This is a genomic window from Mesorhizobium sp. P2_D6 (genome assembly GCF_056404315.1).
The window spans coordinates 60,500-85,887 of the sequence record NZ_JBFUEG010000016.1 but is presented as its reverse complement, the minus strand read 5'-3'; the positions used below and the strand labels follow the sequence as shown (position 1 = coordinate 85,887).

Here is a 25,388-nt window from a genome sequence, read left to right as displayed (position 1 = left end):
GCATCAAATCACGATGGGAACATTTCGCCCGCGCTGCTGCCGCTATTGGCAGGATAGCCTATTTTGTGATACACACAAAATAGGCGGCGCGGCCCTGGCGGGCCTTAGCGCCCGCAAGCGGGCTTGAGAGATGGATGCAGACGCCCAGAAAGCAGCGGTGAAGAGCGCGTCACGACGCTACGGCGAGGTGACGCACATCCGATTTTCGGCTGACGAGCTGGCCAACCTCAAAGCCATTGCGGAGCGGGACGGCGTTACCGTCAGCGAGGTCGTCCGGCGTCTCGTGCGGGCAGAGGTCGGGCATCTACCTATCGCGTCAGAGGCGTTGCGGCCGGCGATCTTGGACATGACCGATCAGCTGCGGCGTGTCGCCATCAATTTCAATCAGGCCGTGCGCGCCATGAACGACGGCCGTGTTGCCCACGATGAGGATCTTGAGCAGGCGCTGATCGCGGTGGGCGACCTTGTGCGGCAGTTTCGCGATGAACTGAAAACGATGACCGTCGAGTCTCGCAAGGCGAGGGAGGCCAGGCCATGAGCGGTCGTCTTGCTGGCTACGGGGCCGAAATCGAACGCTATCTACGGGGCGGGTCCGGCGTGAAGCGCGGGGAACTGGACGACGACAAGTCCGCGACGGGCGCCCGACGCGAGGCCAGCGAATTCCAGGCGATGAAGAGTCATGAGCGGACCGGTGGCGGCGGACGCCTCGGGCAAGGACAAACCGGCGCGACGCCAGGTGGGCGCAGGAACGCCCCTCGTTCGTCGCCGGGAGGATTGGGGGCGGCGGGGAGCTCCATGTCCAGCAGGGCATCGAAGTCCGCTACGGCGGCGAGTTCGCCCAGGGCCGCTAGCGCGCCGATCATGGTCTATGGCGCCACGCTCGCCGGTTTCCGGCCGGAAGAGGAGGAGGAGGAAGACTGGAAGCGGCGCGGCGGCGGCGGCCGTGGTGCGGGTCGCGCGAGCGCTACAGGGCGAGCGGCGCGGGCGGGCTATCAGGCGCGGGCCGTGGCGGCACGGGCAGGCTATGCGGCGGGTGCGCAGCCTGCTGTGTTTAAAGTCATGCCCAATCCTCCGTCGACCAGGGAAGCCGCCGCTCGGCTGCTCAATTACATCGGAAAGCGCGAAGACGAAAAAGGCGAGAAACACGACATAGAGATTTTCGACGAGGATGGGCAGGTCCTTGCGACAGGCGCCGCACGAAAGGCGTTCCTGGAGACGTTTTGCGAGACGTTCGAATCGCCCTTGGAAAATACCAATTTCTTGGAGGTTCGTTTCGAGCTCGCCGGCGAGGTCACCGATGCCGCCTTGAGCGAGGCCTTGAACAAGGCCTTCGGCGGAAAACCGTTCATCTATGCACAGGATGGTCAGGCGGTGCAGGTTTACGCGCACACCGATGAGCGGGCAGGACCGCTCGCCAAGGCGCTTGCCGGTGGTCGGGAGAATTCGCGCAGTAAGGCTCTCGACAAGATCGAGGCGCGGTTGTTTGAGGCCATGGGCGCGGCGGGGGTGGTCGCCAAGGCAGAGGTAACGGCGGCCGTGAGCCGCGAACCCAAGGCGAAATACTTTTTGCAAAAGTTCATCCGTACGAACAAAGACGTCCGCACTGCGAACGGCGAGCCAATTCGGGGCGCGAGGAACCCCGCCAAGGCGGCGGCTTCGGTCTATGAACAATGGCGCCCGCAGTTTTCGGGACGTGAGCGCCGCAATGCCTATCACCTGCTTTTCTCCGCAAAGGCCAGCACCGATGCCAACGCCGTCATGGCCGCGGCGCGCGCCGTGATGGAGGAGCGAGCGCCAGGATACAAGTTCGTCCTGGCGCATCACAAGGACACCAAGCACGTCCATATCCATGCGATGGTGCAGGCGCGCTCTGCCGACGGTGAGCGCCTGAAATTCTACAAGCCAGATCTGGTCGCCTGGCGCGAGACTTTTGCGGAAAAAGCACGCGAGAACGGCATTGCGATGGTGGCGACGCGGCGCATGGATCATGCGATGACGCGGCCCTTCACGAAGGAGCATGCCGGAGCCTACAGCCGCGCCCAGAGCGATCCGCGCTACCAAGTCAGCGCCAGGACGATCGAGCGGGTGGAGGCCAAGCGGCAACGCCGTTTGGATGGACAGTCCCTTGTGGTGAACGGCGATGCAATCGCTGCCGCATGGCAAAAGACTGTGACGACGATGCGGACCGCGGGCGTGGTCGGTCAGGCTCTCACGGCAGCGGAGTCGATCGGCAACAATTTTCTGCAGTTCCGTCGCGATCGGACAGGGGAGGGGCAACCAGGTCCTGCCGCGGGTCGCGTGACGGATCAATTGGGGCAGAAGTCTTTCCTGTCCCATCCCGGTATGAGAGAATTGAATGCACTGATAGGAGATTTGAACATGGCGCAAACCCCCTTGGAAATGCGGCGTCAGATGGCCCGCGTCAATCAGGCTCTCGACAACATGCGCGAGACGCTGCCGCCGGCGCATCAAGGACAATTCGAGCAGTATCGTGAAGAGGTCAACGACAAGATGCACGACCGTCTCGCGCGGCTGCAATTCGAGCGGCAGCAACAGCGTCGCGGTGGTGGCAGTGGCGAACCGATCCCCGAGCGCGAGGCCCGGGGGCGAGACCTTCCAAGCCGGGCCGATTCCCGCCAGCCGGAGCAGCCGCGCACCGGCACCGAGCAGGAGATGACAGCCAAGCAGAAGAACGCGAACAAACAGAAGGCTCAGCAGGCTGAAGAGCAGGACCGCAAGACCCAGCGCTCAAATGATAACGATTACGAGCGCTGAACAAAGATTGCTTGCCGGCCCTTAAGGCGCGGGAGAGTGCAGGCAAATGTCGCTGAGGCTCGTTCGTGCCTCCGAGGTCCAGGATCGATAGCCACGCATCTCATTGCGGGGCAGTCAGTTGCTGGTCCCGTTTCAAGCGAGCCGAGGCATTTGTCTCTCAAGGTCACCCGTTGGGAAATCCAGCACCTGTGCTTTGTCGGGACAAGATAGCTGCTATTCGGATTTGGCCGCTGCAGCCGCGAGCATCGCCTGTCCCAACTCATCAGCGCCTTGCGCAATCAGCGTCTCCCCGGCGTTCTGGATGTCGCGCAGCTCCTTGTTCTGACTGAGTTTGAATTTTCCAACCAGGCTGGTGATCTCGATCTCCAAGGCCACGATCGCTTTTGTCATCGTGTCTATGAAATCCTTCGGTGCGTCGCCCATCTTCCACGGGGCTGGCTGGTTGGCCTCCTGCATGTGAGTAAGCTTCGCGACGTTGCGGCGCACATAGCGCTCATCATCACGAACAGTGATGCGACCATGGGCGTGGGCCACGAGATAGTTCCAGGTCGGCACCTGCTTATGGAATTCGTGCTTGCTGGGATACCAGTTCGGCGAGATGTAAGCGTCGACCGCTCGGAAGACGACGAGGACTTCGTCGCCATTGGCGACTTCCTCCCAGACAGGATTTTTGCGAGCGACATGGCAATTGAGGACGCCCTTGTCGCCCTTTGAGCGATCCAGCTCGAAGGGGATATGGTTCGCGTCGAGGGAGCCATTGCTGTGGGTGATCAGAATACCAAACGGGTGTTTTTCGATAAGATCGAAGAGGGCGTTCTGATCGGGTACGGCGAAATGCGGAGGAACGTACAAGGGGGAATCTCCTATTGAAGGGCAGTTGTCAGTGGTCAGCGAGGTCTTGGAGCAACAGCCAGGGGGACGTCGCTGCCTGTGAAGAGGGGGCCGGAACCCGCTGTCCGCCGCGCTCGAGAACGGCCATCGAGAAGTGGGCGGGCACGTCGGATGCCGCAGCATAAGAGTGGGGTTGATCGGTAACGAGGCGCGCACTCTCGCCTGCATCTAGAATGATCTCGTGGCTCCCCACCGTGACCTTGAGCGAGCCTTGGGTAACCGAGAGCAGTTCGCGGGTATCGGGACTGTGCGCATCGGCGGCAAATACATCACCCGGCATGAGCATCCAGCTCCAAAGTTCGAACATCGTGCGTCCCGAGGTCGATGTGTGAAGTTTTGCGTGGCTGCCTTTGGCGCTCGTCCAAAGCGTCCTGGAAATACTCCGTTCGATCGGGTGGTCGGGTGCTGTGGAAGGTGCGTCGTTCAGCAGATCGGCAACGGAGAGCGAGAACGCCGCCGCCAGACGGCAAAGGATGCCGATACTCGGGTTTGCCTTACCCTGTTCAAGCGCTACAACCGTCCCTTTCGACAGGCCGGTCAATTTGGCCAATCGATCGAGGGTCAGGTTTTGGTCGCGTCTCAGATTCTGGATCCGGGTAGCGATCGCCTGGCCAAGCTCGTGCTCGGTCTCCAAAGGTGTGGTGGTCTCGGTCATTATATTGACTTGGGTTTTCTCATCGCTTACGGTCAATATAATGACCGGCGCAAAATTGCAACCGCGCCTTAAAAAAGGAATTGGCCAGTGCGCTTTGAAACGAAGGCAATCCATAGCGGTCGAGCTGTCGATCCATCCAGCGGCGCAGTTTCATTACCGCTTCATACCAGCACGACCTTCGAGCGCGGTGCCGACGGCTCGTTTCCTTTTGGGTTCGAGTACATTCGCGATGCAAATCCGACGCGCAATGCATTCGAGAAGGCGATGGCCGCGCTCGAGGGAGGACATGAAGGAATAGCCTTTGCGTCGGGCATGGCTGCAATCGCTGCGGTCTTTGAAAGCCATCCCTCGACGGGACGGATCGTCCTTCCCGACGATATGTATTTTGGCATTCGCTCGTTGATTGACGAAACCGATATCGGGTCTCGCTTCGACTTCGCCGCCGTCGATATGCGCGATCTCGATGCGGTACGCCCCGCGGTCACCTCAAAGCCGACTGGCCTCGTCTGGGTCGAGACGCCGTCGAACCCGATGATCCGCGTTGTCGACATTTCGGCCATCTGCAAAATCGCGCATGACGCGGGTGCCTTGGCGGTGGTCGACAATACCTGGGCCACGCCTGTGCTGCAGCGGCCGCTTGAACTTGGGGCGGATGCGGTCATGCACTCGGCGACAAAGTACATTGGCGGCCACTCGGATCTGATGGCGGGCGTCGTTGTTGTCCCGCACGCGTCGCCACTCGGACGGCCGCTACGGATGGTCCAGAAACACAAGGGCAGCGTCGCAGCACCCTTCGACTGTTGGTTGGCGTTGCGGGGGCTGCAGACATTGCCGATACGCATGCGCACTCATTGCGAAGGCGCCCAGAAGGTTGCGGAGGCCTTGGCGTCCCATCCACGCGTCGAGAAAGTGCTCTTTCCTGGCTTGCAAGATGATCGGGGATACGATCTGGCTACGCGGCAAATGAGCGGTTACGGCGCGATGCTTTCCTTTATCGTCGAAGGTGGAGCCGATGCTGCGATGGCGGTGGCCGCCCGCCTCAAGCTTGTCGTGCGGGCGACAAGCCTTGGCGGGACGCACTCCCTGATCGAGCATCGCGCATCCGTTGAGGGTGCAAAGTCCAAAGCGCCGGGCGGATTGCTGCGAATGTCCGTGGGGCTCGAGCACCCTCAGGACATTATCGACGACCTGATGCAGGCTCTAGGCGCAAGCCTCAATGTGTAAAGCAAGACCAGATGGCCCTCGTCGGGCAAGGATCTGTGATGGGCCATAACCTAAGCCATCTCTTACTCGTCTCTGCCGCCTACGTTATCGCAGCCGGCAGCCCGGGCCCGAGCACCATGCGGATCATGGGAACGGCGATGCATCAAGGCCGCCAGGCTGCCCTCGCTCTGGCCGCCGGCGTTGTCACCGGCTCGGTTTTCTGGGGCGTCATGGCCGCCACCGGCGGTTCCGCCCTTCTAGCCAGCTATGCCCAGGCTCTCGTCGTTCTGAAAATTCTAGGGGGCTGTTATCTGCTCTTTCTTGCGTTCAAGGCGGCGCGGGGAGCTTTGACACCCGACAAGCCCGACAGTGCCACCACTATGGCCAACCGGCCGGTGGCCGGCTTGTTTACATGCCGCTGGCGAGGCTCGTGGTCGGCGATCGCCGTAGATTCTCGGCTAATCGACTAGATCAGGCAAAGCATCTTCGACGATGCTGAGATTTCGATCGAAAGTCTCGGTGTCGGCTGCGTTGGCGCGCAGAGACCGCACCTTGTTCAGGATGGCCGCAACCGCCGCTTCTTTGTCGGGCGCTATACGTGTTGTGACCGCTTTGGCCGCCAAAGCGGAAAAATCAACGGCGGCATAGGCTGGCACAGCTGCAGCGTCTGTCGCTTTCAGTCGTTCTTTTGCTATTGCGCGCCGGCCTGGAGTCGGTGCTATGCGGCCTGCTTTTGCGGCAAATGTCGCGCCGCGTCGCAGGCGGGCTTGCAGGAGACCGGAGCGGTACGCCGGTGCTGTCGGCACAATCGTCGGGACAACAGGAGATGGAACCGCCGCGGAAGCGTCCAATGCAGGGCTTTTCGTGCGCGAAGCGTCGTTAGAGGCGGGCAGGGGCAGGAACGCGCGTTTGGCGAGCTGGCCGTCGGCGAAATAGAAATTGCGGGTACCGAGGATCGGCAGTTCACCGCGCGGCAATATGATGACCTTGTTCTTGTCGAGCGTACGGATTTCATCTGGCCGCATCAGCGGCCGCCGTACTTCCTTGCGGTGTTCCGAGCGCGTGTAATAGGTGTCGAACAATGTTGCCTTGGTGCGCGTCACGTCCTTTTGCACGTCCGACGTTTCGCCGAGCTGCTCGGAAACATAGCGCAGATCGTCCGCGTCCTGCGCACCGAAAAAGATCTGCACGCGAGCGGCGTTGATGAGCGTCTTGCGTCCTTCCTGGCGATAGATCTCGTCTACGGCCTTCAGCGACTGCACGAAAAACCACATGGAAACGCCGTTGCCGCCGAGCACGCTCGCCATTTCGGTCACGTTTTCGAGCTTGCCGAGGTTCTGGAACTCGTCGAGCAGCACAAGCACCGGATGCTCGTCCGCACGCGGGATAGTTTCCGACATGAAGTTCATCATCTGCGTGATCAGGACGTTGAACAACGGTCCAAGCGACGTGATCTGCTCGCGCCGTACGTCGAGATAAAGAGAGATCCGGTCGCGCTTCAGATTGCGAATATCGAACGTGCTGCGCGAGGTAGCTCGCATCAGGCGCTCGTTGAGAAAGGGGGCCATGCCGGTCCGCACGCCGGCGTAGATTCCGGAAAACTGCCGCTCAGACATTTCAAAATAGGGCAACAGGGTTTGCAGCGTAAAATGCGAACATTCGCGGCGGCGTTCCTCGCGCAGCGAGCCGATGAATTCGAGGAGCGGCTGCTCGGCGCCGTTCATGATCTCGAGGATTGTGGCAAAGGTCTTCTTCTCGTTCGGGATCGCATGCGATTCCATGACGAAGGACGCGATGCCGGTAAAAAGGAGGCGGGCATCGTTAACCCAGTAGGGATCCGCGTTCGAAGGGGGGCGCGGAAACAATGCCGCAGCGATGTTGCGAAGGTCGATGTCGCGCTGTGCTGAGTCCAGCGAGATGAAGTCCATCGGATTGTAGCATGCGGTATTTCCGTCCGGATCAGCCGGCGCGAAACGCACCACGCGGCTCATGGTCGAACGGTAACCAGCAGTCGCCGCATAGGTCTCGCCCCGCAGATCGAGAACCACCAGCGAATGCGGCCAGGTCAAGGCGTTCGGGATGATGAGAGACGTACCCTTACCGGAGCGCGGCGGCCCTATCACGAAGCCGCCGATATCATCGCCATCAATCCACAATTTCTTGCCACCAATCAGCTTGCGCTGCGTCAAGTGGATTTTGCCGGAGCGCTGATCGCGCCTGGGCGACAGAATTTCGGCGAGCTTGCCGCCAGCTCGACCGACGAAGACGCCGCCCACTTTCGTAAGGCCGGTTTTCGATATGTCGCTCATAGTCATGAAGCGAGAGTCATTGCGCTTTCTCGGACGCATGAGAAACAAGCTGACAAGTGGCAAGAGAAACCCAACAAATCCCGCCGCAATGGCGTATTGCACCCGGTCAAAATTTCTTGCAGTCACGTCAGCCCAGGCCAGACGAACAACCGGCAAGGGATTGGCGTTCAGCTGGTCAAACAGGACGTGGGAGCCAGTCCGGTACCAATCTGTCGCGACATAGGCGACCGTGAAGAGCAGGGCGCCCATGGCCATCGCCATGAGCACCATGAAAATTGCTGTTGCGACTTTCTGCATAGGTGTCCCCGTTAGATTGTCTCCGCCTTGGTGAACTTGATCTCGCTGATGCCGCGCCGGCCGCCTTCGGTACGGACCATCTGGACGACCACCGGAATGACCTCGCGCAGGTAGTCGAGGATTTCGCTCCGTGAGAGGCCCGAGCTGCCCTGCATGACCATGAGCGCCAGCCGCTCGTAGGCGGAGCGGGCGGAATTGGCATGAACGGTGGTGAGCGAACCAGGATGGCCGGTGTTGATCGCCTGGAGGAACGCGAAGGTTTCGGCGCCGCGTAACTCGCCCAACAACAAACGGTCGGGTCGCATGCGAAGCGAGGCTTCGAGAAGCTGTTGCGCGGAGACTTTGGCAAGGCCCTGGTCGCCCTTCGAGGCTATCAGCGTGACGTTGTTGGGAGCCGGCAGCCTCAGTTCGCGGGTGTCTTCGATCGTGATGATCCGTTCATGAGGCGGGATCTCCTTCAGGAGTGCATTCAAGAACGTCGTCTTGCCGGTCGACGTGCCGCCTGAAACGACGATCGAGACGCGGTTGCGCACTGCATACTGCAGGAACTCCATCGGCGACGTGTCCTGCAACATCTCGACAAGTCGCTTTTCTTCGGTTGAAAGCGCCAAGCCGGCGCCCATCGCCGTGTTCTCGAAGGCGCCGAGATCCTTGTAGGCATCAAGGCTCATATCCATGATGACCTGCTTGCGGATAGAGATAGCCCCGCCTTCGGGAGCCGCGGGCGGCAAGATGCATTGGATGCGCTCACCTGAGGGTAGGGCAGCCGACAGGACCGGCTTTTCTTCGTTGATGACCTGATTTGTCGCCGAGGCGACACCCGTCGAGATATGCCTAATCCAGCCGGGCGTGACCTCGCGCTTGACGACGTGCTCCATTTCCTTGGCGCCAAGGCGTTCAACAAACAATTCACCTGGCCTGTTGATCGCAATCTCGGAAACCGAGTCTTCGTTCAAATACGACCATATTGGCTCCAGATGAGCGCGCAGGACCGGGGCTCTTGCCCAAGGGTCGGGGAGGGGATGCACGGCGTTCATTTCACCGGGCTCCCATAGCCGGGATAAAAATGATCCTTTGGCGTCGCGTAAAGGGGCGTCGGATCGATCGCGGCCTTCGGCCGCCCACCTGCCTTCATTCGTGCAACTTCTTCCTGAACGGGATCGGCGTACAAATCCGAGAAATCGAGATCTCGCCGCACCAGCACGACGACCGATGTGCCCTGGTCCACATAGACTGTCGGGCCAATGTTCTGCGTGTCGCGAAACGCCTCTTGAGCGAGTTGCTGCAGGGCGGTTGATGACTTATCGAACGCGATGCCGCGGGCGTCGCGCTGCGAACCATTGCCACCATAAGTTACGGTCGTGGTCTCACCGGTCACGGGATCGGTCGTCGACACCTGGCGCTGTTGTCCATCCTGGGTCTTATCGCCAAGCGAGGACAGATATTCAGAGACCCCGCCAACGACGGAAAGCATGATAGCGTTGCCGTACCGTTCAACCCAGTGCGTATCGACACGTCCGCCCATGCCGCCGCGGCCGAGTGCATCCGCACCGGGCGACGTGATATCGACGGAAATGCCGTCCGAGCGGATGACCCTGTTCCAGACGATGAAAACACGCTTTTGTCCGCGCGCAAGCCCCGAGCGGTATTCTCCGGCGAGGCGCGAGCCCTTCGGAATGAGGATCCGCCTGCCGTCGAGCGAAAACACGTCCTCACGCACGACAGCGCGCACCGCGCCGGGAAGGTCGGTGTTAACAGCGGTTTCCAAATAGCCGCGAAGGATCGTTCCTTCAGGGATCAACGCGTCGGTACGCCGGAAGACCCTGGCCTTGACGATGCCGGAAGAACTTGCCTCGGACTGCGCCAGGAACGCCTTGTTGGGATCACTGTCGGCGCCGGGGATCGGGACGATCTGACCGTCGGGCGCGATTTCGGCCTGTGCCGCCTGGGCGCCGGTATCTGTCGAGCCGGTTTCACCATTTGTCACCATCTGGTTGGATCGTAGGCGTTCCCACACGGCCTTTTCATGCTCGGCGGCCTCAGCCTTGCGACGAGCCTCGTCCTCAGCCGCGGCCTTGCGGCGGGCTTCTTCCGCCTCGGCCTTGCGGCGAGCTTCCTCGGCCGCCATTTGTGCCTCCAGCGTGCGCCGCTGCGCCTCGAGATCCGCACCCTCCTGCACGGTCTGATCGACATTGTCGGCTTGCTGCGTGCCGCTCTGGTCGGCGGCCGGTGGCGGCACCACGATCTGGTCGATCGTGCCGTCGGCAGGTTGCGGCGGTTCGTTCAACGCCGGCGGGCGGAACTCGGGCGGGTTGAAGTTTTCCTCGCCATCGCTGCGAAGATCGCGCGATACCGGCTCTCGAGGCCAGTTCAGCCATATCAACGCGCCTACGAGCACCACGCCGAGGCCGACCAGGGCGATTTTGGTACCCACACCCGCACCGCGGCGCGCCACCGTCGGGCTGCCGTCCAGTTGGTTGTAATCGATCTGGGTCATCACCGCCCTCCGCCGGATCCGAACAGGGTGGAACCGCCTGTCAGTTTCGTTGGACCGTAGACCTGCTCGACGGGATCGATGGCGTTGGGTCGAGCCCGGTTGTAGAGGCAGAGCGTCTTGCCATCGGCTCGCAAGGTGAATTGCCGTGCCACCTTGTCGATGACGGTGTATTTGCCCTGAGTGCGAACGTTGACCAGAGACTCATGGCGCTTGTCGTCGACCACGAAAATCGCCGGAATGTCACCCTTGAATTCCAGAAACACCTTGGTGCCGTCGTCGAATACGGTGCGTGGCTTCAGGCTGTCATCGCCTTTGTACGCATAGTCGTAATTGAGATCGGCATAGTTCAGGTCCTTCAAATCCGGATCGGCGGCGCTCTCCTTGGCCTGTGAGAGCAGGCGCGCGTTAATATCCTCGTCCGGGTATTTGAACCGGACCTGGAAGGATGCCCGATCGCGGCTATCGTCAGTCCCCTCCAGTAGCAGCGAGTAGACACGACGGTTGGTGACAACGTTGACATTGGTCCACGCATCGCGCTCCAGCGGCTTGACGAAGAGGAATCGCGATCCGCGTTTGGGGATGATCGACCAGCCTTTCGTGTCGCCGGCGGAGACGGTTTCGATGACTTCGGTCGGACTGAGTTCGACCATGGTTGAAATACCGAGAGCGGCGCGCACCGTGGTCACGTCGTCGTTGTTGAAGGTGACATATCGGATGCGGCCATCGCGTGCGGCCGCGCCGTGGATCGTCCCGAGCAGAAGGGCGGTCGCCAGGGCGAGTCTCACGCGCCATCTCATTGCAGGCTCCCCGCAGCCGGCGCCGATTCCTGGTCGCGGCGGTAATCCGTGACCTGAAATCCCAACGGGTTGTCGAAACGCCATTCGTTCTTGAGCGGTGTTGAGGTGTAGCGGAACTTTATCACCGCCACCCAATTGTCGGCGGTGGATGAATTGTCCCGCCGCGTCGTCGTGGCAAAGCGCACCGAGGCCGTGTTGCGATTGAGCAGGGAAACCGACTTGATCTCGACCGCTACAGTGACATTGCGGCCATAGGTCTTGTCGAGCGATTGCGGATTTGCTGGCGTGTACAGCCATGTCAAATCCTTGGACGCCGCGTCGGTGGAGTAGAGCTGCGCCAGGTCGTAATTCTGTTTCAGTTCACGGGAATCGTAGGTTTCGCGAGCACGAATATAGCGGACGAGATTTGCCGCCGTGACGGCTTCGTTCTGGGACAAATCTCCAGGCTTGAGCGCACGCATGATCTCGAGGTATCCCGTCGATTTGTCGACCTCGATAACATACGGTTCGAACTGCCGGAGCGGCAGGATCAGCACGAGCGCCAGCAGCGAAAGCACCGCCACCAGTCCGGAAACGCCGCTGACGATCCAGGCCAATGTACGCGATCGCCGCATTGACCTGTGCGTGTCGTCTTCCCACGTCGCGCCCGCCCTGTAATAGCGTCTGTCGACGAGCTCGCTGCCGCTGTTAGCAGCTGTTTCCGATGGTATTGACACTTACTATTGCCTCGTTTGCGTGACGCATCCTGGTCCAGGACCGCGATCGGTGATCGTTCTTGTCTTCTAGGCCAGAGGCCTGGCGTTATCGCGCGCACCTTGCTGGATGGCTGACCGGGCTGCGTCGTCCGCCCTTGCTGCTCGCGGAGACCGAAAACTGTTTGCCGCGAGCTGCCGGGCGCCCCGAGCGGCGCGGCCGGCGGCCCATCGTGCACCGGAGTAGCGCACGGCGTTTCTGCCGAAGTTTCGATAGGGGTTGTATGCGCCCACGGTGCTGAGATACCCGCCGCCATTCAGGATCGAAGCAATCGAGGGTATCTGCATGAGAACGTAGATCCCGATGATCGTCACCAAAACCAAGGGCAGTACCAGCGACATCTTGCTGTCCATGGTCGCTCCACCTGATGTGGCGGTGTTCAGCGCGGCATTAACGAGCGAAAAGTAGAAACCGAGAAAGCCGTAGATCAGGACTTGTTGGATCATCAGAAAGGTTGTCAGCGATAGGAAGCCTTCGCTCATGCGCGAGGACCAGCGGTAAAGCCAAAGAATGATCCATATCGGCGCCAGAGCGAGCGTGATGAACAACATCACCTTGGCGGCGATGATCGCGGCAATGGCAAGCGCTGCGAAGATGATGGCCGACAGCAGGACGAGCAACGACAGCAGCGCGCCAAAAATGTCGTAGAAGGATCCGCTATAAACCTGATTGGCGACGTCCTGCGCCCCTTGGTAGAGGTTGTCGATAAGCGCTGGAATTGCCGCCTGGTCGCTGAGCTGATTGCCGGTGGCTCGCGACACGGCGCCGACGATCACCTTACCGACCTCATCTGGAATGCTTTGCACGAGCTGATAGATCGTCGCGGAAAATGTGCCCCATCCGGTCAGCAGCAGATAGATGATGACGGCGCGGCCAAGGCGATAGGCCGCTTCGAGCGGCGAAATCGACTCCCGCCCGCTCAGGATCGAATAGCCCCACCACACGATATAGAGGGTCAGCATGAGGGTGAAGACGTTGCCCATCGCATTGCCCAACTGCGTATAGACGGTGCGGACGAAGTCCTCACCAATGTTGTCAATGCCACCCAGAATGCTTGCGGCGAGACCGTTCATGGATCCTCGTCAATGATGCTGGCGAACGGCGTTGAATTGACCGGTTTTAGCGCGCCGCATTCGTCGGTGTGGGCATACGCCAAAGGCCCGCACGGCGCTTTCCGTTCGCGATTTGCGCATCCAAACAGCACTGCGCCGAGCCCAATTACAGCGCATATGCGCAGCACTCGCCTCGACAAGCGCTAGCCTCCGCTCTTGCCAAATTCCGCGAACGGATTGATGTTGCGCGGCGTCATCATCTTCTGCACCTGGCTCTGACGAAGAAGGTCCCCCTTCAGCTTCTCATTCAGGGCCGCGACCGCGCCGTTCTGGACACCGATCAATTCGTTGACCGCGCGCGCGTTTTCCAGCTGCATTCGTGTGTTCTGGTCCACCGATCCCTTGACGTCCTGCGACTGCCCGATCTGCCCGCTCGCGGACTGCAATGACTGTTGGCGCTGGGTGACGCCCTGCGAGGCCTGCGAAGTCAGCGCGCTTAGCAGTGAGGCCACATTGACGCTGCCGCCATAGGCTGTGTTGACGGCGCTCGTTTCCTTGCCGGCGATCTGCTGGAGTTGCTTCACCAGCTGGAGCCCATTGATGACGGCGCCGGCGATTTTCTGGATTTCGGGGGAAAGGCCACCAAACGAAAGCGCGCCGCCATTCAGGATCGATCCGAACGACGGAGCCTGAGCAATCGACATGTTGCCGCCAAGGCCCATTTGTCCGATGCCGAGCGAACCGTCACGACTGCCGCTGAGAGCCTGCAGGATCTCCTCGCTCTTTTTCAGAATATCCTTGTTCGAATCCATGATGGAGTTGGTGTTCTCCGCATTCTTGCGGGCGACATCGAGATTGGCGCCATCGATGACCGCAATCTGTGCAAAGCCCGCGCTCGTCCAAAGCGCCATGCCGGCAGCAATCGCGAATTTCTTCATGTCAGCCTCCTATTGCTGTAGAGAATTGATCACGCTGGCAGCGCCGGCAGGATCACTGGTGATGATGATCGAGCGGCTGTCGGCCGAGCTTGCCCCCGCGTTCTCAAGCGCGCATGGAAGCCACCGGCCGCGATCGATCTTCAACCGCTCCAGTTCCGCGGGATCACAAGAGAACGGGTTTGGGGAGCCGCGCTTCGGCTGTTGCACCAGCTTGGACGACTGCGATGCCTGAACGTTCTGCAACGATAGAAGTTGAGCCAGCAACGCCGTAAAATCCCCGGCCTGGGCGAGGTACTGGTTGGTGACCCCAGCGTTGATCCCACGAGCCGACGAGTTCAGCTCCCAAGCGTCCTTGTATTCGGTCACCTGGCCAACAGAGCCCGACAGCGCGTCGATTGCCGCGCCGTTGGCGCCCATCTGCGATGAACTTGCATCGAGACCGCCAGCCGCCTTCCTCACCGCGCCCATGGCGTCGTCCTGGGCCGAGCCGCCCGCGCCGTCGGCCGTTACGATCGAGAAAGGTGGCGGCGCGGCGGCCGGAGCCTTGCCGCTCGATACATAGTCGTTGAAGTAGCTGTTCCAGCGGCCGACACCGCCGGCCCACCCTCTTTGCTCGGCTGCGTTCGATCCATTGTAGAAGGAGGCGAGACAGCTGTAATTCGTCGCCCCGCACTGCCTCACGCCCATTCCGAGATATTTGACACCGCCTTCGACGTTCTGCTCGTTCACGTCGCGGTCAAGTCCCATGGACTTGCCGGTGCCCTTGGTCAGTTGCATCACGCCTTTGACGCCGGTGTGGCTCCCGGCGCATGTGTCGAAGCGCGATTCCTGATAGGCAACGGACAGCGCCAGGCCTTCTGGTACGCCGTATTTTTGCGCGTAATAGCGGATCATCTTCACGTTGCCCGCGTCGCGCTGCAACGCTTCGGCCGGGGATCGGCGAAACATTTGTGAGCGGTATTTGTTCGAATAGGTGCAGACGACGCTTTTCTTCTTGTCGGTTTCGTCCTTCTTGGACTCATCTGACTTCGTGCTGTGCTGCTCGTCCTCTTGCCGCTTGTCGAGGTTCGGCCCGTCGATGACCGCGATCTGAGCGACAGCCACGGTCATGCTTTCCGCCGTCGCGAGAGCCACGGCCAGACAAAAGCTGCTAAGCCGCTTCGTCATGCTCGTTCTCCCATCCGCAGAAGTACGGCAACCACATCTCCGGCTCGTCGCCGAAGGTCTCCCGCAGCCGTGCGCATTCCTTGCTGTTGGCTTCGTTCGAGGACAAGACCTTGATGAGATCGGGCATCGCCGACAAATCGAGCTTGGCGACGATCGAGTCGCTGTCGTGCTTAACGAGGAAGGTGCGTGTTTCCTTCGCGGTTCGGCGCACGAACTCGAATTCCTTCGCTGTCAGCGAGAAGCGTTCCATGTAGGAGTCTTTGCTCGCCTTGGGATTGGGGAAGAAAATGTTGGTCTTCGTTTGCTCGATCAGTGACGACGAGATGGAGGAACTGACGACGTCTTCTGCTGTCTGCGTGCCAAAGCCGACCACGCCGTTGCGACGACGAATGGTCTTCAGCGTCTCATTGATGAAAGCAGCGAAAACCTCGTCGTCCAGCAGCTTCCAACCTTCATCGAGGAAAAGCATGATCGGCGAGCCGTCGATGACGTCTTCGAGACGATGGAAGATGTAGAGCAATGCCGCCGAGCGCAGCTTTCGATCGCCCAGGATCTTCGTCATGTCGAACCCGACAACGGGTTTCGAGAAATCAACGAGATCGACGGGATTGTTGAAAAGCCAGCCCTTGTCCTTTGGGTCGAGCCAGGGTTGTATCCGCGCCGCTAGATCATTCATGCCAGGCATGAGCGAGCCTCGCAGCACTTCAGGCAGCAGGTCGAAGGTCCGCTGTTCGCGCGGGATCTTGTAGATCATGTCGACGGCGGCGTTGGTGAYGCGCATCTCCGCCACGTCAAGCACGCCGCCTTCCGGTGTCAGAATATAGATGAGCAGATCTTCGAGGAACGAACGGTTTTCTGCCGTGTCATCAAGCTGCAATGGGGCGAACCCAGTCGGCTGAGAAGGCTCCATCACCTCGTAACGACCGCCAAGCGCTCGAACGAAAATTTCAGCGCCGCGCATATAGTCGAAATAGACACATCGCGGGCGCGGCATGATGCGCATGGCCTGCGCCATCAGGAACGACAGCACCACGGTCTTGCCCGAGCCGGTCGGGCCGAACACCGTGAAGTGCCCGACATCGTGAACGTGGAAATTGAAATAGTAGGCCGTCTGACTGGTCGTCTCGAGCAAAGCGATTGGCCGTTTCCAATGCAGCCGCTCACGCTGGCCGGACGGGAAATTATGTCCTGAAAAAAGACCGGCGAAATTCAGGGACGAAATCAAAGCACGTCGCGCGATGTAGCTGAAATTTCCCGGCAACTGCGCCCAGAAGGCCAGTTCAGTGTTCAGTGTCTCGCGTACCGGTACGATCGACATGCGCGAAAGCTCGGCCGTGATGTCGGATAGCGCACGGTTGAGGCCATTCATGTCCGGCGCCAATGCCATGACGCTCATGTGATGTTGCCCGAAGACGACTTCGCCGCCAGCCAGTTTATCGGCGCCATCATGGACAGACTCCTCGACCGTCGTGCCCGCCTCGTCGGAACCCTCAACCTGGTTGGCGATGGTGTTGATCTTGCGCATCGCCGTTACCCGGTCTTCGATCGCGAAACTCTGCGTCAGGACAAACTCATGTGGCAGGCGCAAGAGACCGTCCAATGAGCCCGGAGCGGTGAACGGCGGGTATTCCTTGATCGACACCATGGCACCGAGCTTGCCTGCGTCCGGCCCGCGAAGTTCCATGGCCGACTTTCCGAAAAACAGCTGCCGCGTCGCCAGCACATCGCCAAGGCTCATGCGCGGCAGAGGCATTTCCACGTCGACGCCGCCGGCGAGGATCTTCGCCAAGAATTCCGCGGGCTCGGAAAAGAAGCTGTCGCGGCGCTTCACGACACCGAGAAGACGCGCACCATAAGCCGTGAAATCCTTGACCATGCCGTCAAGGATGTCATGCAGTTCGGCCATTGCCTCTTCGCGGGTTTCTTCGCCTGCTGTGCTGATGCGGAATGCATTGAGCGCCTTGTCCACCCAACCGACACGGCCGACCATCGGGCGGCGTATGACCGTCAGATACGCCTCGTTGACGAAAAGGTTTTTTGATCCAAGCTCATCCATGTAGCGGGCGTCGAGCTCGGCCACGAAAGGATTGTCAAAGTCGCCTTCGATCTCCGGCGTCACGTGGCGGCGGATGATCGTTGTGTAGACGGCAAATCGAGAGGTCGACAGATTGCGGAATGTGGTGTTGCGGTTGAACATTCGGCTGTTCAACTCCGCCTGGTCCATTGTCTGGAACGGCAGGCCGCTGAGCTGGATTGCGCCGACCAGAAAGCCGCTCTTCGTCACGATCAGATTGTCATCGACATGGCGAAGGTAGGGGATGTGCATTGCAGTCGGCTTCTCCCGGCGCCGCTCGCGGCCGAATTTCAGATCCGCGTCGAGGCTCATGGCGAATAGCTCCTCGCCCCCCAGAAAGTGAGGTTCGCCACTGCTCCGCGTTTGGAGACGCGCCGCTCGAAAATATGAAAGATGTAGGGATCGCGCTGGCACAGATAGGCACTGACCAGATGCACCACGCCGAACACGCCAAGACCGAGCATGAAGCTGCTCGTGGCGATAAAGCCGATCACCGCCAGGATGCCGTTCAGTGCAAAAACTTCATATCGCACACCCCATTTCATCGGCGGGCGTGTCAGTGGCAGGCTGACCGGCTCGACATAGACTTCCTCGTCGTCCATGGCTCAGCTGCCTCCTGCCGTCGCGCGAACCGCGTCCACTAGCTGGGCAGCGCCGAAGATAAGAGCGATGCCAATGATGATGGAGAATGCCATCATCCATGCCAGCCGGCCTGTCATGGCAAGGAAGCCGAGAAAACAGACCGCAATGATGGCGAATGAACGCGCTATGTTGCCCTGCAGAACTCCGACGAACCACTCCAGCACATTTTCGACTGGAGCCGCCGACTGGGCGTACGCAGTGGCCGGCGCGAGAGCTATTCCGACCGCCGAGGCCAAGGCCAGTTTCAGGGCAAATTTGCCCGCTTTCCTGTATTCCACCCTTGGCTCCTTTCAGTTGCTGAAATCCATGACGTGACCATCCTGCCAGGCGTCCTCGCTTGCTGGCGGAGCGGCCGCGAGCATTTCGGATTTGGTCAGGGCGGACTTCTTCACGACACCGCCGAACTTCCAGCGGTTCAGTATCTTCACGATGTATTCAGCCGTCTCCGGATTCACCGGAATGCCCTGCGCCTTGTAGACGCTGTTGGGCCCGGCGTTATAAGCCGCCAGCATCAGCAGCGGATCCTGGAACTCGTCATAAAGGGACTTCAGATAGCGCAGGCCAGCCCGAACATTCGCCTGCGTATCGCAACGGTCGCTCACGCCGAGATCGGCCGCCGTTCCCGGCAACAACTGCATGATCCCAAGGGCTCCGGCCTTGGACGGACCCTGATTGGCGCCGAGATCGCTTTCAGCCCATGCAATCGCCTCGGCCAGATCAGCGTCGAAGCCTTCGTCCTGCGCGATTGAACGCACAAGTTCGGCGACTTCAGTACGGTTTCCGGTCTTGCACGCCCCAGGCCTCTGCGCCCCGCCTGAGGCATGGGCTTGCGCCGGCGTTGCAAAGGCGACTGCGACGCGGTCTGATGCCAGATCCCTGGCGTGCGCTTCCAAGGACATTGTAGCGGCACAAAGGGTCAACAGAAGAGCTGTTTGAGTGTTCATACTGTCGCCAAAATTTAACACTTTACTATGGCTACACGCAGCCCTAGTAAAGTGTCAACACCATATGCACCTCAGGGACGGATTTCGATGAAACAGATTGCCCTTTGCACGGTTTTGCTGCTCCAGGGCACCGCGGCTTATGCTGCCGGCGCTGACGCCCCAAGCGCCTTCGCGCAGCCGTCGGAGCACTACCTGCTCCAGTTTGCCAAGCCGGGCGAGAAGGTGTTCGTCTATGAGCGCTACGATGCGAAAGGCGCGCTCTTTCAGCGCGACGCGGCGACCCTCAGTTCGCCGGTTAAGGTGCCGTCGGCGACCGAGCGCGTCATCAACGGCGTGGCCTATCGACTGCGCGGCCTCGCGGCCTGCCCAAAACCAAAGATTACCTACAAGACGCAGGAGTGGGACTGCACGAAGGCCGCGCAGGACTATGAAGAAGGAATCTACAACCATCGTGCTTCTGTCGTGCTTTGCAAAACGCTTGTGCTGCAGAGCAGGAAGGGGGAGCCCGACGCCGTGTCGTGTTTTTCTCTCGTTGGTGCGGGCAATACAAACGACCCGTACAACGTCGCCTACGACGATGACGAAATGGTTTTCTTCGACATGGCCGCAATCGGACGCAACAAGGACGGCAAGTCGCTGCGCCCCGATCTGGAGCACTCCGCCGACCTCGGTGGACAGTTCCAGGAATGAAACAGGCGCGCTTTGCAGTGCTGGCCGTTTTTGGTTTGTGCGCATCGGCACAGGCCCAGGGTGCATCCGAATCTGCCGCGCCAACGCCCTTCGCGGTATCGAAATCGGCTCAACTGCTGACCGGAGATACCTGGCGTGACGGCGACCACCTTTTCCGCCTCTATGGTGTGCAGTCATGTCTTCGGGGCACGTCGGCTGAACAGCCAAATGGGAACAAACTCGATTGCGGGAACATCTCGCTGGCGCACCTGGCCGCCCTGTTCGATAGCGCGGCGGTGACATGCCAGCCAATCGGCTACGCCCTCGACAAGGCGGCCTTTGTCGTCTGCGGTGCGCAGCTGAATGGCGACACAATCGACGTCGGCACCGCGCTCATCGCGACCGGATACGCGTTCGCCGCAACGACAGCAAAGGGCAAAGTCGTCAATGAGAACTACCTCGTCGCGGAAATCAACGCTAAGATGAAACGTGCAGGTTTGTGGGGCACGACGTTTCAGCATCCTGTTCAGCTGCTGCTAAATAAGCCGTCGGAGAGACAACAATGAAGTACGACGATGAGGCGCACAAATATTACTATCCCGTGGAAGGACGCGGTGACGGCGCTATGGGCGGAGCCGCGGCGTTCTTGGCTATCATCTTGGTGCCTGCAGGGATCTATGCGGCCTGGAATACCGTGGCCTCCTGGATTTCAGCGCTCTTCTCCTAGGACTGCAGTTTCGCGAAAGAACCGAGCAACGCGCGAAAATCGTCGACATCGACCTCGCACCATTCGTTCCCTAACAACCGCCGGAAATGAGCTGCCTTCATTTTCATCTCAATGACATCGGCCACCGGCGCAGCGGCCGCGCGCCGACGCGCGATAACCTCTTCCGCCATGACCGAATCCAATCGCCGGCCGGTCAGGGTCGCGTCCGGCCCTTCGGCCCCCATCCATCGCTTGCCGAGACGTTCAACCATGGCGACTGCTTGACGATGCGCCGCGATCAGATTCGGGACCCCGTCGGCCTCTTCCACCACTTCGTTGTTACAGACCACTTGAATGGGCATCGATTGGCTCCACGCTCATGACAATTCGTAAATGATACTTGGGGAGGCGAGAAAAATAGGGATGGCTTCATCCCTCTGCTTCTCAGGCTCCCGAAGCCCTGGCTTCCCCTACTTTTCGCTCATGCGGTCGCGACCGATCCGGGCAGCTCAGTGCCTTGGCCGGCGGTTTGCGAAACATCTCCCCCGCAACAACCGTGTGCAGCCTCTCCAGCGGGTCACCAGTCATCGATCGTCTCCCGTGCCGGCCAAATCCAGTTGATAAAAGCGTTGATTGAGCACGAAGGCACGATAAGATACGAAGCCTAGCGAAGCGGAACGAAACTAGAGCCTATAAGTTGTTGTTTAAGAACGGAAAGTTATTTCTCCCTCCGCCCAGAGACGGGAGTGATTTCAAAGAATTATTCAAACGATTGGCGGCGGCGGGCGCGGGTCGACTGCTGGGCAAAGACGGGTTTCCTGCCGGCCCATGGACGCCCGAGCTCCTTGCAGAGGCGATTTCACAGATTGATTCCAACCGGGTTGGGGTCGATCTACGAACGGTGCAGCTTTGGTTTCAAGAGAACGAGAAGGGAATTAGCACTGCCAACATTCGTTGGCTGGCGAGGATTCTTGGATGCGATGATCCGGTCGCAACTAGCGAATGGCAGATGGAGCTTAGTGCGGCGCAATCGCGGCTATCGATCAAGAGACGAGGATGGAGGAGATCCGGAAGCAGCGTTGCACAGAAGATTCCAGATACGGCACTGACTGCGACCTTCGACGACGAGACAGACTCCCCAGCAGTGCTGACACGGGATACTGACCCCAAGGGGCCGAGCCGGCGTTTTAGTTTGGCGAGGAAATCGGAGGCGTTTTTTAGTCGCGGATCTCCCCTGAATTTACCGGCGTCGGTGTTTGCGGGTGTCACCGCTCTTGGGTTTTTGTCGTACCTTACGGGGATTCACAGCGTGACATATGGCCGGGCGGATGGCGTCGTCAAGCAGGTTGGGTTTCTTTGGACAGCGAATTGGACATTCGTCTTCATGGTATTTTTGCCACTGTTTTTTGCCTTCGTGACAGAGCTGGTCACCTTTTGGAAAGATGAAGGCCGCCGAAAGCTTGTAGCGCAGGGCGACAAGATGGAAAGCGACGATGCCTGGGCGCGCAGCGTACAAGCTTCTTCGTATTCATATTGGGCGGTTCTTTTGATTTGTGTGGTATTCGCCGGTCTTTTTCAGTGGATCGGCGTGTCTTTAATCCCGTTGCTCAAAGGTGGTGGCAGCTATGCGACAGACTGGGGCTCGTTAGCTATTGTACGCCCTGAAGTTATATCGGTTCCGGAAGCGATCGTATTCACGGGGCTCGCTTACCTATACATGTGCCTATGTTTTTATTTGTTCTTCGTAGGTCTAATTTTGCTTTATACAGTGATCCATGATCTTTGGAAAATTGGAAAAGCAGCGAGTAATCCGCCCGAGGTGGATTATCAATACGGGTTCCATGAAGTCAGCCTCAGGGTTATTCGTGCGATTTTTCGGTGTACTGTTTTGGGGCTTCTGATCGCCATAGTCATGAAGCTCCAGAGTGCTTACCTAACATCGCGTGGGGAGAATATTGTGGCGTGGTTGGTCGGCGATATGTCTTCCGCCTTCTATGGGCGAAATGACGTGAGCGCCGTGATCAGCTACCGTAGGCCGACCCATTATAGTAGCCTTCTTATCGCTATTTCGACCTGTGCTGTATTTCTGTACGGCTCCATCCGTTTAGGTGTCGAACCTCGGTTTCGTATGTCTTTGTGGAAGATGTCAGCGATCGTAGCGTTACTCGTGGCTAGCTACTTGCTGATCGATGCATTTGCTGGCTTTTCGATTCTTCTGGGCGTTGGAGTGCTGTTCGCAATATATGGCCTGTTTGATCCAGGGTTGGGGCGACGGCAAGCGATTAAGTTGGGAAACAATCAGAGTGTATCATAGTTGGCTTGATCATTGGGATGAGCGGCGGGCGCGACGCGGTGAGGAAGGGAAGAAATCAACCGATTTCGCCCTTGACGCGGAACGCGCCTTTCCAGGTGCGGATAAGATAACAAGTATGGAGGAATTCTGTGCCCTTGCGGACCAAGCCGTGGCTGATCCAGCCTTTTTCGATGACCCGAATGTGAGTGATCAGGGGTTTGAAAGGCTAGATGGGTGGCTCAAATTTCCATCGGACATATCTACTGATATCGAACAGAACAATGTCGTCTCGGCGAAAATCACAGAAAGCGGGTCGTTCGATCAGGCGATGGTGATTTTTCACCATTGGAATGCAACCTTCCGGAATCGTCAGATCGCCAACTTTTTCTCGCAACGTGGCATCACGGTTGTCGAGATCGCTATGCCTTATCACTTCGAGCGCAGCCGTCCCGGCTCCGCGCACGCTGACTATATGCTTAGCCCCAATCTCGGTCGAACGATTCAATCTGTAAGGCAGGCAGTGTTAGATGGGCGAAAGCTCATACGTTGGTTGAAGATCGAAGGCTATCGAGAGATTTCAGTTCTCGGTATGAGCTTAGGTTCCTGGGTTGCGGGCCTTCTCGCGGCGCACGACTCGGCTGTGTCGAAAGCCTCGTTGTTTCTCACGGCGGGGAGTCTAGCGGATATGGTTTGGACGGGTCGCGCGACACGATTGATACGTGCTAGTCTTGAGCCCGAGATTGAGCTGACCGATCTCAGAAGGGCCTGGGGTCCACTTAACTTGGAGAATCACGCACATAGTTTGGCACGGCCTGATCTCGATCTTCACGTTGTGTTGGCTAAGAGAGACAAAGTGGTGTTGCCAGAGCTATCGGAGAGGTTCATGCAGAGGCTGAAGGACGCCGGAGCTAGGCCAAATATTTTGGAATTAAACTGTGGTCATTATTCGCTCGCCATGCCGCCATACATTTTGTTGGCCGGTTTGAGCTTGAAGCGGTTTCTGTCGGGTGCTGACAAGTCTGCCCGGCGAGCATGAGTTTGACGTTGGCCGGTCAGTTCACCAGCAAATTCTCTGGTGGGCACCATGACACGAAAGTGATGAATCTGGGTCGCCCCCTACCGGAACCGACCCCTGGAAGTGGCCGACGACGGCGCAAGCGTGACACCGGCAGTTGTGGAAAAGGCCACGACACCCGTCTTCTCTACACGCGCCGGCAATCACACCGGGCTAAGTTTGACGGCTTGTCTCAATGGTTTCGACCCTCAAGGGAAAGCTCTTCATCAGCCGACGCCAGCACAGTCGTCCATGTCAACCCTTATCATCCCCGCCGCTGCAACAGGCTAGCAGCCGACGATGACAGCAGCGGCTCGACAGCCGCGGCGGGGGTGCTAGTCTAAAGTCGGCCGCCGGGCCTGACGGGCAGGGGCATGGGAGCGGTCGCCGGCTGGGGGCGTATTACAGGCCCTTTAGGGACACTCGTCAGGCGGCTAGATGTCGGCTCCGCCAGGCGGGATCTTTTCGGAAAAGAGGAAGGTCGCTGGATCAAGTTTCAACGCCTTGGCGATCGCCGCAATCGTGTCCACGCTGATATTGCCGCTCGCGCGTTCCAGTTTCGTGAATGTCGCCTCCGCCACGCCGATTAGTTCGGCCATCTCATAGCGGTGTAAGGTGCGTCGTTGTCGCTCAATCTCGATGATATACGCCAGACGCTTGCGGATCGCATTGTCGTCCAACTGATGCGCCCATTCCGCAACCTTCTTCCCGCCGGCGAGCAGTTCTGCAAATGACACTTGCAGTGCGTTTGCCATGATCTGCAGCGTCGTCAGCGTGACATTATTTTTCTGACGCACAGTCTGAATATAGGTTCGGTAGGCGAGTTTCTCGCCGTCAGCGGTCCGAAACAGCTCGGCCATATGCATATGGGATAGGCCACGTTTGGCTCTCTCCCGCTCAAGCGTCAGAGCAATGTTGACGCGCAACGGGTTGTTGACCACGCCTCCGTCGTCTCGTTTCATAAATCGATGTAGTCGCACAAACCTGCCTTTTCGACCTGTCCTTTTTCGCGCGGATCATCCATAGTAAACTGTCAAATCCGCAGCGAGGAAAAAGGCTATGACCATACTCAAACTCCTACTGGGGGGTGCCGTCGCCATCGCGGGCGCCGCAGCTCTTCCATCCCAATCAAAAGCGTCGGAATGGGGCTGTCAGGTCCTCCTATGTCTTTCCGGCGACTGGCAAGGCACCCCCTCGTGCCACCCGCCAATTTACAAGTTGATTGCGGCGATGGAAGCCCCGGGTTTTAATTGGCCGACCTGTCCGCAAGCCAACTCCAGCGCGGCGAGATTTGAGAAGTATGAGGATTGTCCATCTGGCTGGCAAGCCGTTGGCAGCCCCGAATCCGGTCGGCCGGGCTTAGGTCAAGAACGGAACATCTGCCGCATCGCGGCCGATAGGCTCTCCTTGCCCGTTGTTTTCAAAAACAACGCCCTCGGCGGGCATCATGGAGACGGAACACGTCCGGTCCAAATCGAAATCGACGGTAAGGTGGTTGCGGCAACAATCCAGACCGCGGGAAACGATCGAGGGCATTCCCCTGGTAATGGCCCCACCTACTACACCATCCCTCGACCGATGCGCGGAAAGCCCTGGTTCATCGAGTATGATGATGCGAACGGCGTGCGTCAGAAAAGCTGGTTCGATCTCAGCATGCCGTAAGCCAGGCGAT

25 protein-coding genes and 1 pseudogene are annotated in these 25,388 nt (G+C 59.2%); 10 read left to right on the top strand and 16 right to left on the bottom strand.

Going from position 1 to position 25,388, the window contains the following annotated elements; all coding sequences use genetic code 11:
* Positions 1 to 130: 130 nt before the first annotated feature.
* Together AC1D1L_RS26470 and AC1D1L_RS26465 are read left to right on the top strand one after the other, a co-directional pair.
* Positions 131 to 538, top strand: a complete 408-nt coding sequence (locus AC1D1L_RS26470) for a hypothetical protein (RefSeq protein WP_477344269.1) — start codon at positions 131 to 133, stop codon at positions 536 to 538.
* The gene (locus AC1D1L_RS26465; protein WP_477344268.1) at positions 535 to 2,775 is read left to right on the top strand and encodes a relaxase/mobilization nuclease domain-containing protein; all 2,241 of its coding nucleotides are present in this window, start codon (positions 535 to 537) and stop codon (positions 2,773 to 2,775) included. Before AC1D1L_RS26470 ends, AC1D1L_RS26465 begins: the two co-directional genes overlap by 4 nt.
* Before the next feature lie 213 nt (positions 2,776 to 2,988).
* Here AC1D1L_RS26465 and AC1D1L_RS26460 read toward each other — a convergent pair whose 3' ends face one another.
* Both AC1D1L_RS26460 and AC1D1L_RS26455 read right to left on the bottom strand, forming a co-directional pair.
* Positions 2,989 to 3,627, bottom strand: coding sequence for an FMN-binding negative transcriptional regulator (locus tag AC1D1L_RS26460; RefSeq protein ID WP_199201343.1), 639 nt, complete (start codon positions 3,625 to 3,627; stop codon positions 2,989 to 2,991).
* Positions 3,628 to 3,655: 28 nt separating this feature from the next.
* Positions 3,656 to 4,321, bottom strand: a complete 666-nt coding sequence (locus AC1D1L_RS26455) for a helix-turn-helix domain-containing protein (RefSeq protein WP_477344267.1) — start codon at positions 4,319 to 4,321, stop codon at positions 3,656 to 3,658.
* Positions 4,322 to 4,408: 87 nt separating this feature from the next.
* Between AC1D1L_RS26455 and AC1D1L_RS26450 the strand changes: the two genes are divergently transcribed.
* A complete protein-coding gene (locus AC1D1L_RS26450; protein ID WP_477344266.1) occupies positions 4,409 to 5,545 on the top strand; it encodes a trans-sulfuration enzyme family protein in 1,137 nt (378 codons plus the stop codon).
* Between the two features lie 38 nt (positions 5,546 to 5,583).
* A pseudogene (locus tag AC1D1L_RS26445) lies at positions 5,584 to 5,886 on the top strand (LysE family translocator); the annotation flags it as partial.
* A 96-nt stretch (positions 5,887 to 5,982) separates the two neighbouring features.
* Here the strand turns inward: AC1D1L_RS26445 and AC1D1L_RS26440 are convergent.
* The 12 genes from AC1D1L_RS26440 to AC1D1L_RS26385 form a co-directional block, all read right to left on the bottom strand.
* Complete coding sequence (locus AC1D1L_RS26440; RefSeq protein ID WP_199201340.1) at positions 5,983 to 8,130, bottom strand: type IV secretory system conjugative DNA transfer family protein; 2,148 nt, start codon at positions 8,128 to 8,130, stop codon at positions 5,983 to 5,985.
* A gap of 11 nt (positions 8,131 to 8,141) precedes the next feature.
* Complete coding sequence (gene virB11 / locus AC1D1L_RS26435) at positions 8,142 to 9,167, bottom strand: P-type DNA transfer ATPase VirB11 (RefSeq protein WP_006339839.1); 1,026 nt, start codon at positions 9,165 to 9,167, stop codon at positions 8,142 to 8,144.
* Positions 9,164 to 10,627, bottom strand: a complete 1,464-nt coding sequence (gene virB10, locus AC1D1L_RS26430; RefSeq protein ID WP_477344264.1) for a type IV secretion system protein VirB10 — start codon at positions 10,625 to 10,627, stop codon at positions 9,164 to 9,166. Before virB10 ends, virB11 begins: the two co-directional genes overlap by 4 nt.
* Positions 10,627 to 11,412: a TrbG/VirB9 family P-type conjugative transfer protein gene (locus AC1D1L_RS26425; protein WP_477344263.1), complete on the bottom strand. Its 786-nt coding sequence runs from the start codon at positions 11,410 to 11,412 to the stop codon at positions 10,627 to 10,629. Before AC1D1L_RS26425 ends, virB10 begins: the two co-directional genes overlap by 1 nt.
* A gap of 8 nt (positions 11,413 to 11,420) precedes the next feature.
* The gene (locus AC1D1L_RS26420) at positions 11,421 to 12,140 is read right to left on the bottom strand and encodes a VirB8 family type IV secretion system protein (RefSeq protein WP_477344262.1); all 720 of its coding nucleotides are present in this window, start codon (positions 12,138 to 12,140) and stop codon (positions 11,421 to 11,423) included.
* A 66-nt stretch (positions 12,141 to 12,206) separates the two neighbouring features.
* On the bottom strand, positions 12,207 to 13,250 hold the full coding sequence (locus AC1D1L_RS26415; protein WP_477344261.1) for a TrbL/VirB6 family protein: 1,044 nt from the start codon (positions 13,248 to 13,250) through the stop codon (positions 12,207 to 12,209).
* A gap of 182 nt (positions 13,251 to 13,432) precedes the next feature.
* The gene (locus tag AC1D1L_RS26410; RefSeq protein WP_477344288.1) at positions 13,433 to 14,140 is read right to left on the bottom strand and encodes a type IV secretion system protein; all 708 of its coding nucleotides are present in this window, start codon (positions 14,138 to 14,140) and stop codon (positions 13,433 to 13,435) included.
* 36 nt (positions 14,141 to 14,176) lie between these two features.
* Positions 14,177 to 15,334 carry a transglycosylase SLT domain-containing protein gene (locus AC1D1L_RS26405; protein WP_477344260.1) on the bottom strand — a complete coding sequence of 386 codons (1,158 nt, stop codon included), beginning with the start codon at positions 15,332 to 15,334 and terminating at the stop codon, positions 14,177 to 14,179.
* Positions 15,318 to 17,720: a VirB4 family type IV secretion/conjugal transfer ATPase gene (locus AC1D1L_RS26400; protein WP_477344259.1), complete on the bottom strand. Its 2,403-nt coding sequence runs from the start codon at positions 17,718 to 17,720 to the stop codon at positions 15,318 to 15,320. Before AC1D1L_RS26400 ends, AC1D1L_RS26405 begins: the two co-directional genes overlap by 17 nt.
* A complete protein-coding gene (locus AC1D1L_RS26395; protein WP_006339854.1) occupies positions 17,717 to 18,010 on the bottom strand; it encodes a VirB3 family type IV secretion system protein in 294 nt (97 codons plus the stop codon). The genes AC1D1L_RS26400 and AC1D1L_RS26395 overlap by 4 nt, the downstream gene beginning before the upstream one ends.
* 3 nt (positions 18,011 to 18,013) lie before the next feature.
* Positions 18,014 to 18,328, bottom strand: a complete 315-nt coding sequence (locus AC1D1L_RS26390) for a TrbC/VirB2 family type IV secretion system protein (protein ID WP_023720448.1) — start codon at positions 18,326 to 18,328, stop codon at positions 18,014 to 18,016.
* Positions 18,329 to 18,340: 12 nt separating this feature from the next.
* Positions 18,341 to 18,943 carry a lytic transglycosylase domain-containing protein gene (locus tag AC1D1L_RS26385; RefSeq protein ID WP_477344258.1) on the bottom strand — a complete coding sequence of 201 codons (603 nt, stop codon included), beginning with the start codon at positions 18,941 to 18,943 and terminating at the stop codon, positions 18,341 to 18,343.
* Positions 18,944 to 19,081: 138 nt separating this feature from the next.
* Between AC1D1L_RS26385 and AC1D1L_RS26380 the strand changes: the two genes are divergently transcribed.
* Genes AC1D1L_RS26380 through AC1D1L_RS26370 form a run of 3 tightly spaced genes read left to right on the top strand, consistent with a single transcriptional unit; the run spans position 19,082 to position 20,390 of the window.
* The gene (locus AC1D1L_RS26380) at positions 19,082 to 19,684 is read left to right on the top strand and encodes a hypothetical protein (protein ID WP_477344257.1); all 603 of its coding nucleotides are present in this window, start codon (positions 19,082 to 19,084) and stop codon (positions 19,682 to 19,684) included.
* Complete coding sequence (locus AC1D1L_RS26375; protein WP_477344256.1) at positions 19,681 to 20,229, top strand: thermonuclease family protein; 549 nt, start codon at positions 19,681 to 19,683, stop codon at positions 20,227 to 20,229. The genes AC1D1L_RS26380 and AC1D1L_RS26375 overlap by 4 nt, the downstream gene beginning before the upstream one ends.
* Positions 20,226 to 20,390, top strand: coding sequence for a hypothetical protein (locus AC1D1L_RS26370; protein ID WP_477344255.1), 165 nt, complete (start codon positions 20,226 to 20,228; stop codon positions 20,388 to 20,390). The genes AC1D1L_RS26375 and AC1D1L_RS26370 overlap by 4 nt, the downstream gene beginning before the upstream one ends.
* Here the strand turns inward: AC1D1L_RS26370 and AC1D1L_RS26365 are convergent.
* Complete coding sequence (locus tag AC1D1L_RS26365) at positions 20,387 to 20,731, bottom strand: hypothetical protein (RefSeq protein ID WP_477344254.1); 345 nt, start codon at positions 20,729 to 20,731, stop codon at positions 20,387 to 20,389. The genes AC1D1L_RS26370 and AC1D1L_RS26365 overlap by 4 nt on opposite strands.
* A 338-nt stretch (positions 20,732 to 21,069) precedes the next feature.
* Here AC1D1L_RS26365 and AC1D1L_RS26360 point away from each other — a divergent pair, with 338 nt between their 5' ends.
* Both AC1D1L_RS26360 and AC1D1L_RS26355 read left to right on the top strand, forming a co-directional pair.
* Entirely contained in the window at positions 21,070 to 22,683 is a 1,614-nt protein-coding gene (locus AC1D1L_RS26360) for an RcgA family putative transporter (protein ID WP_477344287.1), read from the top strand.
* A complete protein-coding gene (locus tag AC1D1L_RS26355) occupies positions 22,673 to 23,698 on the top strand; it encodes an RcgR family putative quorum lactone hydrolase (protein WP_477344253.1) in 1,026 nt (341 codons plus the stop codon). The genes AC1D1L_RS26360 and AC1D1L_RS26355 overlap by 11 nt, the downstream gene beginning before the upstream one ends.
* A 452-nt stretch (positions 23,699 to 24,150) precedes the next feature.
* Here AC1D1L_RS26355 and AC1D1L_RS26350 read toward each other — a convergent pair whose 3' ends face one another.
* Positions 24,151 to 24,657, bottom strand: coding sequence for a helix-turn-helix domain-containing protein (locus AC1D1L_RS26350; protein ID WP_477344252.1), 507 nt, complete (start codon positions 24,655 to 24,657; stop codon positions 24,151 to 24,153).
* 118 nt (positions 24,658 to 24,775) lie between these two features.
* On the opposite strand from AC1D1L_RS26350, the gene AC1D1L_RS26345 reads away from it, so the two are divergent.
* A complete protein-coding gene (locus AC1D1L_RS26345) occupies positions 24,776 to 25,378 on the top strand; it encodes a hypothetical protein (protein ID WP_477344251.1) in 603 nt (200 codons plus the stop codon).
* The last annotated feature ends 10 nt before the right edge of the window (positions 25,379 to 25,388 follow it).

Coding starts and splice junctions, on each gene's coding strand:
- AC1D1L_RS26470 (WP_477344269.1), top strand. CDS start 131: ATGGATGCAGACGCCCAGAAAGCAGCGGTGAAGAGCGCGTCACGACGC.
- AC1D1L_RS26465 (WP_477344268.1), top strand. CDS start 535: ATGAGCGGTCGTCTTGCTGGCTACGGGGCCGAAATCGAACGCTATCTA.
- AC1D1L_RS26455 (WP_477344267.1), bottom strand. CDS start 4,321: ATGACCGAGACCACCACACCTTTGGAGACCGAGCACGAGCTTGGCCAG.
- AC1D1L_RS26440 (WP_199201340.1), bottom strand. CDS start 8,130: ATGCAGAAAGTCGCAACAGCAATTTTCATGGTGCTCATGGCGATGGCC.
- virB11 (WP_006339839.1), bottom strand. CDS start 9,167: ATGAACGCCGTGCATCCCCTCCCCGACCCTTGGGCAAGAGCCCCGGTC.
- virB10 (WP_477344264.1), bottom strand. CDS start 10,627: ATGACCCAGATCGATTACAACCAACTGGACGGCAGCCCGACGGTGGCG.
- AC1D1L_RS26415 (WP_477344261.1), bottom strand. CDS start 13,250: ATGAACGGTCTCGCCGCAAGCATTCTGGGTGGCATTGACAACATTGGT.
- AC1D1L_RS26410 (WP_477344288.1), bottom strand. CDS start 14,140: ATGGCGCTTTGGACGAGCGCGGGCTTTGCACAGATTGCGGTCATCGAT.
- AC1D1L_RS26405 (WP_477344260.1), bottom strand. CDS start 15,334: ATGACGAAGCGGCTTAGCAGCTTTTGTCTGGCCGTGGCTCTCGCGACG.
- AC1D1L_RS26395 (WP_006339854.1), bottom strand. CDS start 18,010: ATGGACGACGAGGAAGTCTATGTCGAGCCGGTCAGCCTGCCACTGACA.
- AC1D1L_RS26380 (WP_477344257.1), top strand. CDS start 19,082: ATGAAACAGATTGCCCTTTGCACGGTTTTGCTGCTCCAGGGCACCGCG.
- AC1D1L_RS26375 (WP_477344256.1), top strand. CDS start 19,681: ATGAAACAGGCGCGCTTTGCAGTGCTGGCCGTTTTTGGTTTGTGCGCA.
- AC1D1L_RS26370 (WP_477344255.1), top strand. CDS start 20,226: ATGAAGTACGACGATGAGGCGCACAAATATTACTATCCCGTGGAAGGA.
- AC1D1L_RS26365 (WP_477344254.1), bottom strand. CDS start 20,731: ATGCCCATTCAAGTGGTCTGTAACAACGAAGTGGTGGAAGAGGCCGAC.
- AC1D1L_RS26345 (WP_477344251.1), top strand. CDS start 24,776: ATGACCATACTCAAACTCCTACTGGGGGGTGCCGTCGCCATCGCGGGC.